This window comes from Actinomadura violacea (genome assembly GCF_017573465.1).
Taxonomy (GTDB): Bacteria; Actinomycetota; Actinomycetes; order Streptosporangiales; family Streptosporangiaceae; genus Spirillospora; species Spirillospora violacea.
Genome location: NZ_JAGEPF010000004.1, coordinates 1 through 16,198 on the forward strand (window position 1 = coordinate 1; position 16,198 = coordinate 16,198).

Sequence of the window (16,198 nt, forward strand, 5' to 3'; positions counted from 1 at the left end):
CGGATCACTCCTGCACTGGACCCGCAAAATGATCGAGATCCGGCAACGCCACCCCGTCTTCGGCGTCGGCACCTACGTCGAACTCTCCGCCTCCAACCCCTCCGTCCTCGCCTTCACCCGCGAGATCGACGAGACCGGCCCGGGCCAGGGCGGAGCGGACACCGTGCTGTGCGTGGCGAACCTGTCGCGCTTCCCGCAGCCCGTCGAGCTCGACATGCGGCGCTTCGAGGGCTACTCCCCCGTCGAATGCATGGGCGGCGTGCAGTTCCCCGCCATCGGCGAACTCCCCTACCTGCTCACCCTGCCCGGCCACGGCTTCTACTGGTTCCAGCTGACGCCGCCGGACGTCGCGCCCGCCGACCCCGTCGCGGACCCGCTCACCGAACCCGGAAGCGACGCGGAGAAGGACGGCTGAAGGTGCTGCCACCCGAGCACGTCCTCAGGCGGGACCTCGCGGAGTGGCTGCCCCGGCAGCGGTGGTTCGGCGGCAAGGACAGCCCCATCGAGGACCTGTCGATCGGCACCGCCACCGAACTGCGCGCCGGCGACCCCGCGCTGCACCACCTCGTCCTCGACGTCCGGCAGAAGGGCGCGACCGACCGCTACCAGGTCCTGCTCGGCGTCCGCCGCGACCTGCCCGGACGGCTCGGGTACGCGCGGATCGGCGGGCCGCCCGGCGGCGCCGGCGCGGGATGGCAGGTCTACGACGCCGCGCATGATCCGGACCTGACCCGGACGCTGCTGGAGCACCTGGCCTCCGGGGCTTCGGCCGGCCCGCTGCGCTTCCGGCACGTCCCGGGCGCCCGCATCCGGACGGACCTGACGAGCCTGCCGATTACCGCCGAGCAGAGCAACACCTCGCTGCTGTTCGGCGACGAGTACATCTGCAAGCTGTTCCGCCGGCTCAGCGACGGCGTCAACCTCGACCTGGAGGTCAACCTCGCGCTCACCCGCGCCGGCTGCGAGCACGTCCCCGCCGTCCACGGCTGGATCGAACTCGCCCCCGGCGGCGGCGCGGGCGGCGAGCCCGTCACGCTCGCGCTGCTGTCGGACTACCTGCGCACCGGCGCGGACGGCTGGAGCCTGGCGATCGCGAGCGTCCGCGACTGGTTCGCGCACGCGACGCAGCCGGACGACGACGAATGGGCGGAGCTGGACGCCAGCGCCGCAGGCGGCGACTTCGCCGCCGAGGCCGAGCGGCTCGGCGCCGCGACCGCGCAGGTGCACCGGGCGCTCGCCAACGCGTTCGGGGTGACGGTCGTCCCGGCGGAGGAGATCCGGGTGCTGGCCGCGCGGATGAACGAGGAGCTGACCGGGACGTGCCGCGCCGTGCCCGGCCTCGCGCCGCACGCCAAGGCGCTGACCGGCGCCTTCATCGACCTGGCCGCGCAGGCGGAGCCGCTGCCGGTGCAGCGGGTGCACGGCGACTACCACCTCGGGCAGGTGCTGCGCTCGGAGTCGGGCTGGTCGCTGCTGGACTTCGAGGGCGAGCCGGCCCGCACGCAGAGCGAGCGGCGCGCCCTGTCGCACCCGCTGCGCGACGTCGCGGGGATGCTGCGCTCGTTCGAGTACGCGGCGCGGTTCCTGATCACCGGGTCCGGGACGGTGCCGCTGGAGTCGGGCGGCCACCTGGAGACGCGGGCGCACGCGTGGGCGGCGCGGAACCGGGCCGCGTTCTGCCGCGGCTACGCGGCGGCGGGCGGCGCCGACCCGGCCGCGCACGCGGTGCTGCTGCGCGCGTTCGAGTTCGAGAAGGCGGTCTACGAGGTGCGCTACGAGGCGCGGAACCGGCCGGCCTGGCTGCCGGTGCCGCTGAAATCGCTGGCGCATCTGACCGCTTGATCAAAGGCACCGAATTCCGGCATCAATTCCCTTCCATGATCACGCAAAATCGGCCGGTTCTCCCCCATCCGAGCGCGGTCACCGGGTACCCGATTCAACGGCGGGATGATCAATCGACGAGGGAAAACGGAGAGCACGCGAATGTGCATCGCACGCCACTCACATCGGGACGGCGCCGGTCGCGGCCGGACCCCGCGCCGCGGGACGGCGGCCGCAAGACACCGGACGATCGCCGTGGCCGTCACCGCGACCGCCGCGGGGTTCGCGCTGGCGGTCCCGATGGGCGCCCCGGCCAGCGCCCAGCTCAACCCGACCGTGCTGAAGCGGCTGAACCTGGACGCCGCGACGCTGAGCAAGGTCAGGGCCTACGACCGGTACCGCACCGAGACCGCCGAGCAGCGCTCGGACGCCGAGCGGGCGCTGTCGTTCGCGCGCCGGCAGATCGGCAAGCCGTACCGGTGGGGCGCGACGGGTCCGTCCAGCTACGACTGCTCGGGCCTGGCGATGGCCGCCTGGCGCAGGGCGGGGGTGCGGCTCCCGCGCGTCACCTACTCGCAGTACCGGTCGGTGAAGCGCAAGGTCGGCCTCGGCGCGCTGAGACCCGGCGACCTGGTGTTCTTCCACGGGCGAAGTCACGTCGGCATCTATGTCGGGCACGGCCGCTTCCTGCACGCACCGCATACCGGTGCCCGGGTCAGGATCGACAGGCTCGGGGGCGCCCGAAAACGGCAGTTCGCCGGCGCGGTACGACCAGGAGCTCCGGCAAAACAGACATTTTCCCCGTCCATCCGCGAACTCGTCGACAAGATAGACCGAATGGCGGCGCAGGATCGCGAGGCCCGGCGAAAGCCGCCTGATAAGCAGCGGACCCCCCACCTTCCGCCACCCGATGACACACCGGTCCACCACGCAGGAAAGCCCCCGGCGAACACCCCCGCACATCCCGCGGCCCAGGCACCGCGAAGCGACGGCACGTCGAACCACCTGATGCCTGGCAGACCGGACAGAGATCCGGCCCCGCGGCCGAGGCACGTCAGGCCCGCCGCCCAGAAGCCGCACCACGCGAACACCGGCCACGCGAGCACCGGTCACGCGAACGCCCACCACGCGGGCGCGCAGCATCCGGACGCGAACCAGCCGGACGCCCACGAGGCGGTCAAGCACCAGGCGAGCCCACCGCACGGAGACGCCGGGGACGGCCCCCGGTCCGGCTCCGGCTGGCGGTCCTGGACGCCGTTCGCGCACTCCAAGACGATGAAGGCGCCGGGTCACATTCCCGGCTGAGCTGCGATCCCGGCTGATTCCGACCGCACCGCACCACTGCGCGACCGGCGGGAACGCCGGCGGCGTCACCCTGCCGAGGGGACGCACAGCGCGCCGCCATGGACGCCCGGGCGTCCATGGCGGCGCGCCCGTTTGATCTGGAGCGCACTCCAGGTGCTTGGCTTGGCCCCATGAAGTACACGCAGCTCGGCCGCACCGGCCTGAAGGTCAGCCGCCTCGTCCTCGGCACGATGAACTTCGGCCGCCACACCGACGAGGCCGACGCCCACGCGATCATGGACTCCGCGCTCGGCGCGGGCGTCAACTTCTTCGACACCGCCAACATCTACGGCGGCCAGGGCCGCACCGAGGAGATCCTCGGCGCCTGGTTCGCCAAGGGCGGCGGCCGCCGGGAGAAGACCGTCCTGGCGACGAAGGTGTACGGCGACATGAGCCCCGAGGGCGACCCGTGGCCCAACCGGGACCGGCTGTCGGCGCTGAACATCCGGCGCGCCTGCGAGGCGTCGCTGAAGCGGCTCGGCACCGACCACATCGACCTGTACCAGTTCCACCACATCGACCGGACGACGCCGTGGGAGGAGATCTGGCAGGCCGTCGACGTCCTCGTCCAGCAGGGCAAGGTGCTGTACGCCGGGTCGTCGAACTTCCCCGGCTGGGGCATCGCGCAGGCGAACGAGACGGCCGCGCGGCGCGGCTCGCTCGGCCTGGTCAGCGAGCAGTGCCTGTACAACCTGGTCGAGCGGCGCGCGGAGATGGAGGTGATCCCGGCGGCGCAGGAGTACGGCCTCGGGGTCGTCCCGTGGTCGCCGCTGCACGGCGGGATCCTGGGCGGCGTGCTGCGCAAGCAGAGCGAGGGCCGGACGGCCCGGTCCGGCTCGGGCCTGTGGGCGAAGATGCTGGAGGACCCGGCGGAGCGGGCGCGGGTCCAGGCCTACGAGGACCTCTGCGACAAGCACGGCGTCGAGCCCGGGGACGTCGGCCTCGCCTGGCTGCTGACCCGTCCCGGCGTCACCGGCCCCATCGTCGGGCCCCGCATCCAGGAGCAGTTCGACTCCGCGCTGCGCGCCGTCGACCTGGAGCTGTCGGAGGAGTTCCTGGCCGCGCTGGACGAGATCTTCCCCGGCCCGGGCACCGCGCCCGAAGCGTGGGCCTGGTAGTCCCGGCGGGACGGCGGGCCGGCGGCCCTCAGCGCGACGCGGCGGCCGGGCCGGGGGCCAGGTGGCCGTCGAGCAGGCCGTCGAAGCTCAGCCGGACCAGGTCCTCGCCGAGGGCCGACATCTCGCGCAGCGTCGCGGTCAGCTCGGCCATCTCGGCGAACGCGCGGCCGTAGTCGCGCTGGCGTTCGGGCGACAGCCGGGGGACGCGCATGCGGCGCAGGTCCGTCCGGCTCGACCCGGTGCCGGCGCGGGTGCGGGCGAAGGTCAGGAACCCGGCGAGGAACTCCGGGTCGAGGCGGCCCGGGTCCGGCCGGTAGAGGGTGAGGTACGGGCCGAGCGCGGCGCGCTCGTCGCCGACGACCCGGGCGGTGCCGGCGGCGGCCGCGACCACGTCGCCGGGCTCCAGCATGACGAGGTCGGGGTCGGCGGCGGCCGTGCCGGACGGCCCCGACCCCGAGGCGAGGTCGCCGGCGGTCAGCACGGCGACGTCGCCGCCGGCGGGCAGCCGCGCCGGGGCGTGCCGGACCGCGACGGCGCCGGTGCGCGCCAGCTCGGCGATGGTGGTGAACGGCAGCGGCCGCGGTTCGGGCAGCAGGTCCAGCGCGGGCGGGGCGGGCGCGGCGGCGGCGAACCGGTCCAGCGCGCCGGTGAAGCGGCGGCCGAACGCGGCGCCGGACTGCCGCGGCCGGTGCCGGGCCGGGCCGAGGTCGACCTCGTCGTCCAGCAGGTCGATGACCGGGACGGCGGACTCGGCGCCCGCGCCGCGCTCGTGCCGCCGCCATTCGCGTTCGGCGCGGCCGAGGTCCCCGGCGGCGTCCAGCAGCAGGACCGCGCCGGGCGGCCGCTCGCCGGGCTCGGGGCGGCGCAGCAGCCACAGGTCGGGCCCGCCGGGCGCGAGGGTGATCACGGCGCGGAGCGCGCCGGCGCGCAGCAGGCTGCCGCGGATCCGCCGGCCGGGGCGGCGGCTCGCGACGGCGGGCGGCATCAGCACCGCGGCGCGCCCGCCGGGCCGCACGTGCGCGAGGCAGTGCTGCACCCAGGCGAGTTCCGGCTCGCCGCGCGGCGGCAGCCCGTACTCCCAGCGCGGGTCGCCGGTCAGCTCGCCGTGGCCCCAGACGCGGTCGCCGAACGGCGGGTCGCACACGACGGCGTCGGCGGCCTCGCCCGGGAACGCGTCGCCGCGCAGCGAGTCGGCGGCGACGACGTCGGCGGGCGTCCCGGCGAGCCGCAGCCGCACGGCGGCGATGCGGGCGGCGGCGGGGTCGCTGTCCTGCCCGAGCGCGTGCCGGGCGCCGGACGCCGACAGCAGCAGCGTGCCGAGCCCGCAGGCCGGGTCGAGGACGACGTCGCCCTTGCGGCAGGCGAGCCGGGTCATCAGCCGGGCCACGTCGGGGCGGGTGACGGTGAGGCGCCGCGAGTGCGCCGCCACGTACCGCTCGACGAGCAGGTCGAAGGCGGCGCGGTGCCCGCGCTCGGCCGCCAGGTCGTCCAGCAGCGCGGGCAGGCCGGGGTCGCGCGGGACGGTCCCGGGCCGCGGCGGCATCGCGCCGTCGTCCGGGCGCCGCGCCGCGGTGCCGCCGCGGGTCTCCAGCAGCCGCAGGCCGGCCCAGCCGACGAGGTCGGCGAGCCGGAAGTCGTCGCCGGACGCGCGCAGCCGCTGCCAGAGCCGGTCGCCGGCCGACACCTCGAACGGCTTGCCGTTGCGGGTGAGCCAGTCCTCGACGTCGGCGAGGGAGAACAGCGGGCTGGCGGCGGTGCCGCCGACCGGGCGCGGGAAGTCGTCGTGGCGGCGCCGCCAGTTGCTGACGGTGGCGCGGCCGACGCCCGCGAGCCGGGCGATGTCGCCCGCCGTGACGCCCGGATCACCGCTCATCCCGCCACCCTACTTGATCTTCTGGAACGCCCTTCCGCGCGTGGAACGCCCGTGAATCCGGTCAACGGGCACTCCCCGGGGACGGATCAGGCACGGTGGGGCCGACCGTGGGGCCGGGCGCGGCGCCGCGCCCGCCGGCGCCCGCGACGGCGCCGACCAGCAGCGGCGCCCGCCCCGGCGGGTCCGCCGGGTCCGGCAGGCCGGCGACGACGTCGGCGACGACGCAGGTGATGTTGTCCAGGCCGCCGGCGGCGTCGGCGAGCGCGATGAGGCGGGCGACGGCGACGGCGGGGCGCGCGGCCCCGGCCAGCACGTCGCGGATCGTCCCGGCAGGGACGAAGCCGGAGACGCCGTCGGAGCACAGCAGGTAGCGGTCGCCGGGCGCGGCGTCCTGCCGGAACAGGTCCGGGCGCTGGTCGCCGCCGCTCTGCAGCGCGCGGACGAGCAGCGAGGCGCGCGGGTGGTCCGCCGCCTCGTCAGGGGTGATCCGCCCGCCGTCGACGAGGGACTGCACCATCGTGTGGTCGCGGGTGATCTGGAAGAGGGCGCCGCCGCGCAGCAGGTAGGCGCGGGAGTCGCCGATGTGCGCCACCGCGAACCCGGCGCCGTCCCAGGCCATGGCGGTCAGGGTGGTGCCCATCCCGTGCAGCTCCGGGTCGCCCGCGGCCAGTTCCTCCAGCCGCGCCGACGCCCGCGCCACCGCGGCGGCGAGCGCCGCGGCGGGGTCGCCGCCCGCGGGCGGATCGGCGACGGCGGTGATGGCGGCGGCGCTGGCGACGTCGCCGTGCGGGTGGCCGCCCATGCCGTCGGCGACGGCGAGCAGCGCCGGTCCGGCGAACGCGGAGTCCTCGTTCACGCGCCGCCGCCTGCCGATGTCCGTCCCCGCCGCGTACCGGAGCCAAAGGTGAGCCATGTACGTCAGGAAAGCACGCTAAAACTCGATTCACAAGCAATCCGGCGACGACCTGGCCTTGCGTGAACGGCGGCCGGGGCGGCGCGGGCGCCCGGGCCGGCCGAAAGATCGCCGGGAGGGGGCGAAGCGGTATACCGTTCCAATCGACACCGATCCCCACCTACTGCGCAGATGCGGAGCGGGCCCGTGAACGACGACCAGATCTCGATCGCCGACATCCCCAACGACGTGCCGACCTCGGCGCGCGCCTACGGGTGGCTCCTCGGCGGCAAGGACAACTACGAGGTCGACCGCCAGTTCATCCGGGGGCAGCTGGAGCACCACCCGGCCGGGCTGGACATCACCCGGCAGAACCGGCTGTTCCTGTACCGGGCCGTCCGCTACCTGACGGCCGAGGCCGGCATCAGGCAGTTCATCGACATGGGCTGCGGGCTGCCGACCGACGCCAACGTGCACCAGGTCGCGCGGCAGTTCGCGCCGGACGCGCGCGTCGTCTACGTCGACATCGACCCGATCGTGCTCGCGCACGGCCGCGCGCTGCTCGCCGGCGACGCGTCCACGACGGTGATCACCGCGGACATGCGCGACCAGAACGCGGTGCTGGAGCACGAGGACGTCAAGCGGCTCATCGACTTCTCCGAGCCCGTCGCGACCCTGTTCCTGTCCGTCGGCCACCATCTGCCCGACGCCGACGACCCGAAGGGGATCCTGCACGCCGTCCTCGACCGCGCCGCGCCGGGCAGCCACCTGACCTTCTCGCAGGTGGCGTGCGACGACCCGGTCCGCAGCGCGGAGATGACCGCGCAGGTCACCGGCGCCGGGATCCCGTGGCAGACCCGCACGCCCGCCGAGATCGACGCGCTGCTGTCGGACTTCGACCCGGTGGAGCCGGGCCTGTGCAACCTGGTCGACTGGCGGCCGATGGACCTGCAGCCGCCGCTCGCGCCCGTCCCCGAGGAGCTGCGCCGCTACGAGGGCGCCTCGAAGCTGGACACCGGCATCTACGAGTATGGCGGGGTCCTGCGCAAGCGCTGACCCGAGCGGGCGGGGCCGCTCAGGGCTTGCGCGCCACTCCCCCGAAGGTCGTGACGGCGTCCGGGGGGCCGAACGGGCCGTCCTCCGGACGCCACCGCGACACCGGCACCACGCCCGGCTTCAGCAGGTCGAGCCCGTCGAAGTAGTTCTCGATCCGCTCGGGCGGGCGCAGGTGGTAGGGGACGGCGCCGGTGCCCGCGTACTGGTCGTGGGCCTGTGAGCGCTCGCGGCTGAGGTCGGTGCCGTCGCTCAGCACGAGGTGGCTGCCGGGCGGCAGGCCGCCCATGAGCTCCGCCACGATCGACCGCGGGTCCTCCTCGTCGGAGATGTGCCCCATGATGCCGAGCATCATCACCGCCACCGGGCGGTCGAGGTCGAGCGTCGCCGCCGCGCGGCGCAGGATCCCGCGCGGGTCGCGGGCGTCGGCGTCGATGTAGTCGGTGACGCCCTCGGGCGTGCTGGTCAGCAGCGCGCGGGCGTGCAGCAGGACGAGCGGGTCGTTGTCGACGTACACGATCCGGGCGTCCGGCGCCACGCGCTGCGCGACCTCGTGGGTGTTGTCGACGGTGGGCAGGCCGGTGCCCACGTCGAGGAACTGCCGGATGCCGGCCTCGCCCGCCAGGTGCCGGACGGCGCGGGCGAGGAAGTGCCGGACGGCGCGCGCGACGTCGGTCATGCCCGGATAGACCGTCAGGAACCGGTCGCCGGCCTCCCGGTCGACCGGGTAGTTGTCCTTGCCGCCGAGCCAGTAGTTCCAGATCCGCGCGGAGTGCGGAACGGTCGTGTCGATCCGGGGCTCTTCGCTCATGGGCGCCGTCTTCCGTCCGGGGGCTTCGCGATCAGCGGTCCGTCGCGATCAACGTTAGGGCGCGCGCCCGCCCGGTCAACCCTCTCAGCCGTCATGGGACGGATCCGGACACGTCATGCTAAGTTGCACTGAAAACCGTTTTCATTTTCAGGAGCGAACCGCATGTCCCCTCTGCGATCCCCCCGCCGCGCACCCGCCCTCCGCGCGCCCGCCCTTCGCTCGCTCGGCGCCGCCGCGGCGGCCGTCCCCGCGTTCGCGCTCGCCGCCTGCGGCTCGTCCGAGGCCGCGCCCGCGAAGCGGCCCGGCGGCACCGTGCAGGTCGTCGCCTCGACCAACGTCTACGGCGACATCGCGCGGACGATCGGCGGCGGCAAGGTGAGCGTCACCGCGTTCATCAGCGACCCGGCCCAGGACCCGCACTCCTACGAGGCCGGGACGCGCAACCGCCTCGCGCTCGCCCGGGCCGGCGTCGTGATCGAGAACGGCGGCGGCTACGACGACTTCATGGGCACGATGCTGAAGGCGTCGGCGTCCAAGGCCGAGGTCCTCGACGCGGTGCGGATCTCGGGACGGACGGCGCCCGCGGGCGGCGAGCTGAACGAGCACGTCTGGTACGACCTGCCGTCCATGGCGCTGCTGGCCGACCGGCTGTCGGCCGCGCTCGCCAAGGCCGACCCGGCCGGCGCCGGCACGTTCACCGCGAACGCCACCGCGTTCAAGGCGAAGCTGAAGGACCTGGAGGGCAAGGTCGCCGCGCTCAAGGCCGTGCACTCCGGCGACGGCGTCGCCATCACCGAACCCGTCCCGCTCTACCTCCTCGAAGCCGCCGGCCTGCGCAACGAGACGCCGGAGGAGTTCAGCGAGGCGATCGAGGAGGGCGACGACGTCGCGCCGCGCGCGATGCGCGAGACGCTCGGGCTGTTCGGCGGCAAGAAGGTGAAGGCGCTCGTCTACAACGCGCAGACGAGCGGCCCGCAGACCGAGCAGGTCCAGAAGGCCGCGAAGGACAACGGCGTCCCCGTCGTGCCGGTCACCGAGACCCTGCCGTCCGGCACCGGCTACATCGCCTGGATGGACGGCACCATCGCCGCGCTCGGGAAGGCGCTGTCGTGATCGCGATGCGCGGCGCGGCGCTCCGCTACGGCGAGCGGACGGTGTGGAGCGGCCTCGACCTCGACGTGGCGGCCGGCGAGTTCGTCGCCGTCCTCGGCTCCAACGGATCGGGGAAGACGAGCCTGCTGAAGGTGCTGCTCGGCCTGCGGCGGCCGTCGGCCGGGACGGTGACGGTCGGCGGGCGCCCGCCGCGCCGCGGAAGCGACCTCATCGGCTACGTCCCCCAGCACCGCAGCGTCCCGGCGCACACCCCGCTGCGGGCCCGCGACCTGGTGCGGCTCGGCGTCGACGGGCACCGCTGGGGGCCGCGCCTCCCCCGCCCGGACGCGCGGCGCCGCGTCGCCGACGCGCTGCGCGAGGTCGGCGCGGAGGCGTTCGCGGACGTCCCCGTCGAGCTGCTTTCGGGTGGCGAGCTGCAGCGCGTCCGGGTCGCGCAGGCCCTCGCGTCCGGCCCGCGGCTGCTGCTCTGCGACGAGCCGCTGGCCTCGCTGGACGCCGCGCACCAGCGGATCGTCAGCGCGCTGGTCGCGCGGCGGTGCCGCGAGCACCGCACCGCCGTCGTGTTCGTCACCCACGAGGTCGAGCCGGTGCTGCCGTTCGCCGACCGCGTCCTGCGCATGCCCGGCCCGGCGCCGTCGGAGGCGGGGACGAAGACGGAGGTGGCGTGATGTGGCATGAGATCGTCAACTTCGACGACTACGGCGCGCTGCTCGGCCTCGTCCGCAACTCGCTGATCGCCGGCGCGGTGCTCGGCCTCGTCGGCGGGCTCGCCGGGACGTTCGTCGTGATGCGCGACCTGGCGTTCGCGGTGCACGGCATCAGCGAGCTGTCGTTCGCGGGGGCGGCCGCCGCGCTGCTGCTCGGCACCGGCGTCGCGGGCGGCTCGATCGCGGGCGCGCTGCTGGCCGCCGCGCTCATCGGCGTGCTCGGCACCCGCGCGCGCGACCGCGGCTCGGTCATCGGGGTGCTCATGCCGTTCGGGCTCGGCCTCGGCGTGCTGTTCCTGTCGCTGTACAAGGGACGCGCCGCCAACAAGTTCGGCCTGCTCACCGGGCAGATCGTCGCGATCGACACGCCCCGGCTGTCATGGCTGCTCGGCACGTCCGCGGTCGTGCTGGTGTGCCTGGCGATCATGTGGCGGCCGCTGGCGTTCGCGAGCCTCGACCCGGACGTGGCGGCGGCGCGCGGCGTCCCGGTGCGCCTGCTGTCGCCCGCCTTCATGCTCGTCCTCGGCCTGGCGGTCGCGGTGTCGGTGCAGGTCGTCGGGGCGCTGCTGGTGCTAGCGCTGATCTGCACGCCCGCCGCCGCGGCGGTGCGGGTGACGGCGTCGCCGGTGCTGGTGCCGGTGCTCAGCGCCGCGCTCGCGACCGTGTCGGTGGTCGGCGGGATCCTGCTGTCGCTCGGCGCCGGCGTCCCGATCAGCCCGTACGTCACCACGATCTCGTTCGCGCTGTACGCGGCGTGCCGCGCGGCCGGCGCCGTCCGGGCGCGGCGGGGCCGGACGGCGCGGCGGCGCGACACCGTTCTCACATGATCTCTTGACGCCCGCTCGGCACTGGCGGCCGGGCGGGCCCGGGCGGCCGGTCGCCGTATCCGGAATTCCGGACGCCTGTTCGCCGGGACGTTGCGATTCGCTTACCCGCCGATGGGCATCGCCGCAGGTCGGCAGGGCATCAGCACTCTGCGAACTGCAGGGCGAGAGGGAAGGGGACGCGATGTGGGACTTCGCGGGCCGGGACACCGCCATCGACCTGGGGAGCGCGACGGTGCGGATGCATGTGCGCGACCGCGGGGTCGTCGCGCGCGAGCCGTCACTGCTCGCCCGCTGCCTGCACACCGGCAAGATCCTCGCGCTCGGGCTCCCCGCACAGGAGATGGCCGGCCGCAACCCGGACGTCCGCCTCGTCCGGCCCATCCGTGAGGGCGCCCCCACCGAGACCGACGAGGCCGAGTACCTGATGCGCGCCCTCGTCCGCACCCACCACCGGCGCCGCTACACCGCGCGGCCGCGGCTGGTCGTGACGGTGCCGAGCGGGATGTCGTCCGTGCACTACCGGGCGCTGCAGTTCTCGGCGTTCCAGGCCGGCGCGCGCCGTCTCACGCTCGTGCCGACGCCGATCGCGGCCGCGATCGGGATGGGGCTCACCTCGTCCGGGCGGCCGGAGGTCGTCGTCGTCGCCGACATCGGCGCCGACATCACCGACGTCGGCGTCATCTCCTTCGGCGGGCTCGTCACCTCGCACACCGCGCTCGTCGGCGGCTCGTCGCTGGACCGGGCGATCGTCGCGCTCGTCCGCCGCGAGCACAAGGTGCGGATCTCCCCGGCCAGCGCCGAGGCCGCGAAGCTGGAGGTCGGCGCGGTGCCGCCGATCGGCCGCCGCCCGCTGCGGCAGACCGTCGTGCACGGCCGCGACCTCGGCACCGGGATGCCGCGCGGGATCGTCCTCACCACCGCCGACGTCGCCCGCGCCATCGCCGCGCCGGTCGGGGAGATCGTCGGCGCGATCCAGCAGGGGCTCGCCGGCTGTGGCCCGGAGATCTCCGGGGAGCTGCTCGGCGTCGGCATCACGCTGACCGGCGGCACCGCCCGCCTGCCGGGCCTGGACCGGCTCATCCACGAGCGCACCGGCCTCGCCGCACGCATCGGCGACGACACCGGCGACGCCGCCGTCATCGGCGCCGCCGACGTGCTGCGCTCGTCCGGATCGCAGGAGCCGCCGGCCCGCCGCAGCTCGCCGCGCCCGCACCTGCTCACCACCGTGCCGGAGGGCTGAGGGGTCGCCCGGCCGGGCCCGGGACGGCTAGGCTGCCGTCCGGCAGGGCCGTAGCGCAGAGGTCGACGCACCGCCCGACCAAGGCGGAGGACGCCGGTTCGATTCCGGCCGGTCCTGCCCCTGGTCCGACGAGGGGGACGGGTGGCTCCGGATGTTCCCGCGCTCGGGTCGCCGATGGCGGCGGACGACCTCCGCGCGTGGCAGCGGGTGCGCCGGTACCGCGTCCCCCGCTGGATGATCGAGCAGGCGGAACGGCACCGGCGGGCGGGCGACTGGCGCGGCGCGTGCGCGGCGGCGCGCATGGACGTGACGTTCACGCTGGACGGTGTCGCGCGCGATTTCGGCGCCGGCGTGGCCGGCCGGCTCGCCGCCGACCTGCGGCACTTCGTCCCCGACCTGCTGCGCTGGCACCTGCCGCGCGGTCCGGGCGACATGACCGTGTTCGACGAGCACCTGATGTTCCTCCTCGCCCGGTACGACGACCGGGACGCGATCCTGCAGGTGTCCGGACCGCCGTCGCTGGACGCGCCGCAGCGGCTGCGGCTGACGTTCGGCCCCGACGGCCCGCACACGGGCCGCGACTGGACGGGCGCGCGGCACCTGTTCGACGACCGGTACGGCGGAGGGCTGATCGCCGACTACGGCGGCGCCGGCCGCCTTCCGTTCTTCCACGCCGACGGGACGCCGCGGGCGCCGCACGAGCTGCCCGCGTCCGACCCGGGCCCCGGCGACGCCATGGCGCGCGCGGAATGGTCGATCATGCGGTACGAGGACGGCGACGTCGCCGGGGCCTTCGGCGCCGCGGGCTTCGAGGTCCGGCCGCCGGCGGATCCCGCCGAGCACGGCGGGTTCATGGCCGCCCTCCGGCGGCGCCTGGGACGGCCGCCGGTGCTCGCCGCGCGCCTGCGCCGGCTGGCCGCCGCCGGGAACGGCCCCGTCACCACGGTCATCGGATCGCCGTACCTGTCGCGCGAGATGGTGGCCGCCGAGGCGGACGGGGACGGCGGCCGCCTGCTGCTGAGGCCCCCGGCGCCCGGGGAGTACCGGGACGCCAAGGCGGCGAACGACTGGCATCAGCCCTTCCCCGACGCCGATCTGCTGCGGGCCGGGCTGGTCGCGCCCGACGAGCTGCATCCGCTGGTCCGGTCAGCGCTGTTCCCGGCGCGTGCGGCCGCCGAGGGGCCGGTGGGGCCGCCGGATCCGGAGCCGCCCGGGCCCGTCCGGGTCCGCTGCCGCGGCGAGTGGCACGAGGTCCGGTGGGCCGGCGGCGTGCTGACGGGTCCGCACGGCCCGCAGGATGAGCGGCGCGAGCAGGCGCTGCGCGCGCTCGGCGGGCGGATCTCGGGGTGCTTCACCGTCCGGGGGGTGTGGCGGACCGGCCAAGGCCAGTTGCCCCGTGCACTGCGCCGGCAGCGCGGCGAGCTGTTCCTGCGGGCGGTGCACGGCGACACCCCGGGCGTGCTCCGAATGCTGGACGCCGGAATGGACCCCTGCGTTCACGACGCCCAGGGGCGCAGCCTGCTGCACTTCCTGCACGCCATGAACCACCGCCTGATCATGCCGCGGCTGCTGGCGGCCGGGCTCGACCTGAACGCCCGCGACCGGTCGGGGCGCACGCCGCTGTCCGTCGCGGTCACCGCCCACGGCTCGCCGGCGCTCGTCCGGGCCCTGCTGGAGGCCGGGGCGGACAGGGGGCTCGGGGCCACCGGCCCGGGCTTGCGGGGAGGGTTCCGGCGGCTCGTCGAACGCGCCGAGCGCGAGGACCTGCTTCCGCTCCTCGACGGGTCGTGAAGATCACCGAATTTCGGGTGGTTCGCCAGGTCGGTTCCGTTACGCTGCCGGTGGCGGGGCTGTAGCGCAGAGGTCGACGCACCAATACTGCATGTTGGGGGACGCCGGTTCGAATCCGGTCAGCTCCGTCCCGGATCCGGCTGACGGGGCGAGGGAGTGCAGTGACGGCCGTTGCGCGAGCCGGGGAGCCGCGGCCGACGGCCGGCGACGAGGCGCCCCGTCTTGAGGAGATCCGTCCCGAGGAGTTCCGGCCGGAGGAGATCGCGGCGTGCCTCCGCCTGCTGGAGCGCGCGCGGGGCACCGATCCCGACGATCCGCGCTGGCGGGCCGTCCACGAGGCCGCGTCGCAGCTGCACCGGTCCGGCAAGAAGACGCGGAAGGCGGCCCGCAGAACGCAGCGGCGCGCCGAGGACCTCGAGACGCTCGCCGCGACGACGCGCTTCCAGGACCAGAACCCCGGCGCCGATCCGAAGCCCGAAGCGGAACCGGCGCCGGCCGAGCCGGAGCCGGGACGGACACTGTCGCGCGCGCGGTTCTGCTACGTCTGCAAGACCCCGTACCGGGACGTGCATCCGGACTACCACCTGCTCTGCCCGGAGTGCGCCGCGGAGAACCTGGCGCGCCGGCACGCCCGCTGCGACCTGGCCGGACGGCGCGCGCTGATCACCGGCGGCCGGATCAAGATCGGCTTCCAGGTGGCGCTGAAGATGCTGCGGGACGGCGCGGAGGTGCTGGTCACCACCCGGTTCCCGCGCGACGCGGCGCGCCGGTTCGCGGCCGTCCCCGACTCCGCGGACTGGCTGGACCGGCTGCACGTCCACGGCGTCGACCTGCTGGACATGCCGGGCGTGGCCGGGCTGCTGGACGCGGTGCACGCCCGGTTCGACCACCTGGACGTGCTGGTGAACAACGCGGCGCAGACCGTCCGGCGGCCGCCCGCCTACCACCGTGAGGTGCGCGCGGCGGAGGCGCTGCCGCTGACCGGCGCGGCGGCCCGGGTCGACCTCGCCGGGGGCGGCCGGGCCGCGCTCGACGCCGGTCCGGCCGCGGCGCTCGCCGTCCCGGACGACGCGCTGTTCCCGGCGGGCCGGACCGACGAGACCGGCCAGCCGCTCGACCTGCGCGACCGCAACAGCTGGACCCTGCGGCTGCACGAGGTCGACCCGGGCGAGTGGCTGGAGGTGCAGATGGTGAACGCGTTCGCGCCGTTCCTGCTGACCTCGCGGCTGCGCGGGCTGCTGGAGGCGTCGCCGTTCCCGGACCGGTACGTCGTGCAGGTGTCGGCGATGGAGGGCAGCTTCTCCCGCGAGCACAAGACCGTCCGGCACCCGCACACGAACATGGCGAAGGCGGCGCTGAACATGATGACGCGCACGTCGGCGGCCGACTACGCGGCGGCGGGCGTCCACATGACCAGCGTCGACACCGGCTGGGTGACCGACGAGCGGCCGCATCCGGGCAAGCTCGCCCAGTTCGCCGCCGGGTTCCGCCCGCCGCTGGACGTGATCGACGGCGCGGCCCGGGTGTACGACCCGGTCGTGCGGGGCGTCGGCGGCGAGCGGCTGTCCGGCGTGTTCCTGAAGGACTACCGACCGGTGGAGTGGTGAA

Annotated in this window: 14 protein-coding genes and 2 tRNA genes; 13 read left to right on the forward strand and 3 right to left on the reverse strand. The window is 75.1% G+C overall.

All coding sequences use genetic code 11. The features are described 5' to 3' along the window. The 4 genes from J4709_RS06060 to J4709_RS06075 all read left to right on the forward strand — a co-directional run. Positions 1-415, forward strand: a 415-nt coding sequence (locus tag J4709_RS06060) for an alpha-glucosidase C-terminal domain-containing protein (RefSeq protein ID WP_208237852.1), incomplete at its 5' end; no start/stop codon positions are given. A 2-nt stretch (positions 416-417) separates the two neighbouring features. Then, positions 418-1,842, forward strand: coding sequence for a maltokinase N-terminal cap-like domain-containing protein (locus J4709_RS06065; RefSeq protein ID WP_208237854.1), 1,425 nt, complete (start codon positions 418-420; stop codon positions 1,840-1,842). 234 nt (positions 1,843-2,076) lie between these two features. Then, positions 2,077-3,126, forward strand: coding sequence for a C40 family peptidase (locus tag J4709_RS06070; protein WP_307801016.1), 1,050 nt, complete (start codon positions 2,077-2,079; stop codon positions 3,124-3,126). Positions 3,127-3,296: 170 nt separating this feature from the next. Continuing rightward, positions 3,297-4,283 (forward strand): aldo/keto reductase, encoded by a 987-nt coding sequence (locus tag J4709_RS06075; RefSeq protein ID WP_208237858.1) that lies wholly within the window; start codon positions 3,297-3,299, stop codon positions 4,281-4,283. 28 nt (positions 4,284-4,311) lie between these two features. On the opposite strand, the gene J4709_RS06080 is transcribed toward J4709_RS06075, so the two are convergent. Beyond that, positions 4,312-6,156 carry an N-6 DNA methylase gene (locus tag J4709_RS06080; RefSeq protein ID WP_208237860.1) on the reverse strand — a complete coding sequence of 615 codons (1,845 nt, stop codon included), beginning with the start codon at positions 6,154-6,156 and terminating at the stop codon, positions 4,312-4,314. A gap of 61 nt (positions 6,157-6,217) precedes the next feature. Then, positions 6,218-7,069, reverse strand: coding sequence for a PP2C family protein-serine/threonine phosphatase (locus tag J4709_RS06085; protein ID WP_208237862.1), 852 nt, complete (start codon positions 7,067-7,069; stop codon positions 6,218-6,220). Between the two features lie 186 nt (positions 7,070-7,255). On the opposite strand from J4709_RS06085, the gene J4709_RS06090 reads away from it, so the two are divergent. Next, positions 7,256-8,104, forward strand: a complete 849-nt coding sequence (locus J4709_RS06090; protein ID WP_246342754.1) for an SAM-dependent methyltransferase — start codon at positions 7,256-7,258, stop codon at positions 8,102-8,104. Between the two features lie 19 nt (positions 8,105-8,123). Here the strand turns inward: J4709_RS06090 and J4709_RS06095 are convergent, their stop codons facing one another. Then, entirely contained in the window at positions 8,124-8,912 is a 789-nt protein-coding gene (locus J4709_RS06095) for an SAM-dependent methyltransferase (protein ID WP_208237864.1), read from the reverse strand. Between the two features lie 162 nt (positions 8,913-9,074). On the opposite strand from J4709_RS06095, the gene J4709_RS06100 reads away from it, so the two are divergent. From J4709_RS06100 to J4709_RS06135, 8 genes are all read left to right on the forward strand, one after another. Next, positions 9,075-10,025 (forward strand): metal ABC transporter solute-binding protein, Zn/Mn family, encoded by a 951-nt coding sequence (locus J4709_RS06100; protein ID WP_208237872.1) that lies wholly within the window; start codon positions 9,075-9,077, stop codon positions 10,023-10,025. A 5-nt stretch (positions 10,026-10,030) separates the two neighbouring features. Continuing rightward, on the forward strand, positions 10,031-10,693 hold the full coding sequence (locus J4709_RS06105) for a metal ABC transporter ATP-binding protein (protein ID WP_232383097.1): 663 nt from the start codon (positions 10,031-10,033) through the stop codon (positions 10,691-10,693). Then, entirely contained in the window at positions 10,693-11,559 is an 867-nt protein-coding gene (locus tag J4709_RS06110; RefSeq protein ID WP_208237884.1) for a metal ABC transporter permease, read from the forward strand. The genes J4709_RS06105 and J4709_RS06110 overlap by 1 nt, the downstream gene beginning before the upstream one ends. Before the next feature lie 181 nt (positions 11,560-11,740). Beyond that, a complete protein-coding gene (locus J4709_RS06115) occupies positions 11,741-12,799 on the forward strand; it encodes a rod shape-determining protein (RefSeq protein WP_208237886.1) in 1,059 nt (352 codons plus the stop codon). Between the two features lie 44 nt (positions 12,800-12,843). Beyond that, positions 12,844-12,916 (forward strand) — tRNA-Gly (locus tag J4709_RS06120). A 24-nt stretch (positions 12,917-12,940) separates the two neighbouring features. Next, positions 12,941-14,590, forward strand: coding sequence for an ankyrin repeat domain-containing protein (locus J4709_RS06125; RefSeq protein ID WP_208237888.1), 1,650 nt, complete (start codon positions 12,941-12,943; stop codon positions 14,588-14,590). Between the two features lie 55 nt (positions 14,591-14,645). Beyond that, positions 14,646-14,718: transfer RNA gene (locus J4709_RS06130), tRNA-Gln, on the forward strand. A gap of 33 nt (positions 14,719-14,751) precedes the next feature. Then, positions 14,752-16,197: an SDR family NAD(P)-dependent oxidoreductase gene (locus J4709_RS06135; RefSeq protein WP_307801020.1), complete on the forward strand. Its 1,446-nt coding sequence runs from the start codon at positions 14,752-14,754 to the stop codon at positions 16,195-16,197. Position 16,198 lies beyond the last annotated feature (1 nt).

What these genes read in the sequence shown, in the direction of transcription:
- J4709_RS06105 (WP_232383097.1), top strand. Translation starts at nt 10,031, where the DNA reads ATGCGCGGCGCGGCGCTCCGCTACGGCGAGCGGACGGTGTGGAGCGGC.
- J4709_RS06085 (WP_208237862.1), bottom strand. Translation starts at nt 7,069, where the DNA reads ATGGCTCACCTTTGGCTCCGGTACGCGGCGGGGACGGACATCGGCAGG.
- J4709_RS06095 (WP_208237864.1), bottom strand. Translation starts at nt 8,912, where the DNA reads ATGAGCGAAGAGCCCCGGATCGACACGACCGTTCCGCACTCCGCGCGG.
- J4709_RS06110 (WP_208237884.1), top strand. Translation starts at nt 10,693, where the DNA reads ATGTGGCATGAGATCGTCAACTTCGACGACTACGGCGCGCTGCTCGGC.
- J4709_RS06080 (WP_208237860.1), bottom strand. Translation starts at nt 6,156, where the DNA reads ATGAGCGGTGATCCGGGCGTCACGGCGGGCGACATCGCCCGGCTCGCG.
- J4709_RS06075 (WP_208237858.1), top strand. Translation starts at nt 3,297, where the DNA reads ATGAAGTACACGCAGCTCGGCCGCACCGGCCTGAAGGTCAGCCGCCTC.
- J4709_RS06100 (WP_208237872.1), top strand. Translation starts at nt 9,075, where the DNA reads ATGTCCCCTCTGCGATCCCCCCGCCGCGCACCCGCCCTCCGCGCGCCC.
- J4709_RS06115 (WP_208237886.1), top strand. Translation starts at nt 11,741, where the DNA reads ATGTGGGACTTCGCGGGCCGGGACACCGCCATCGACCTGGGGAGCGCG.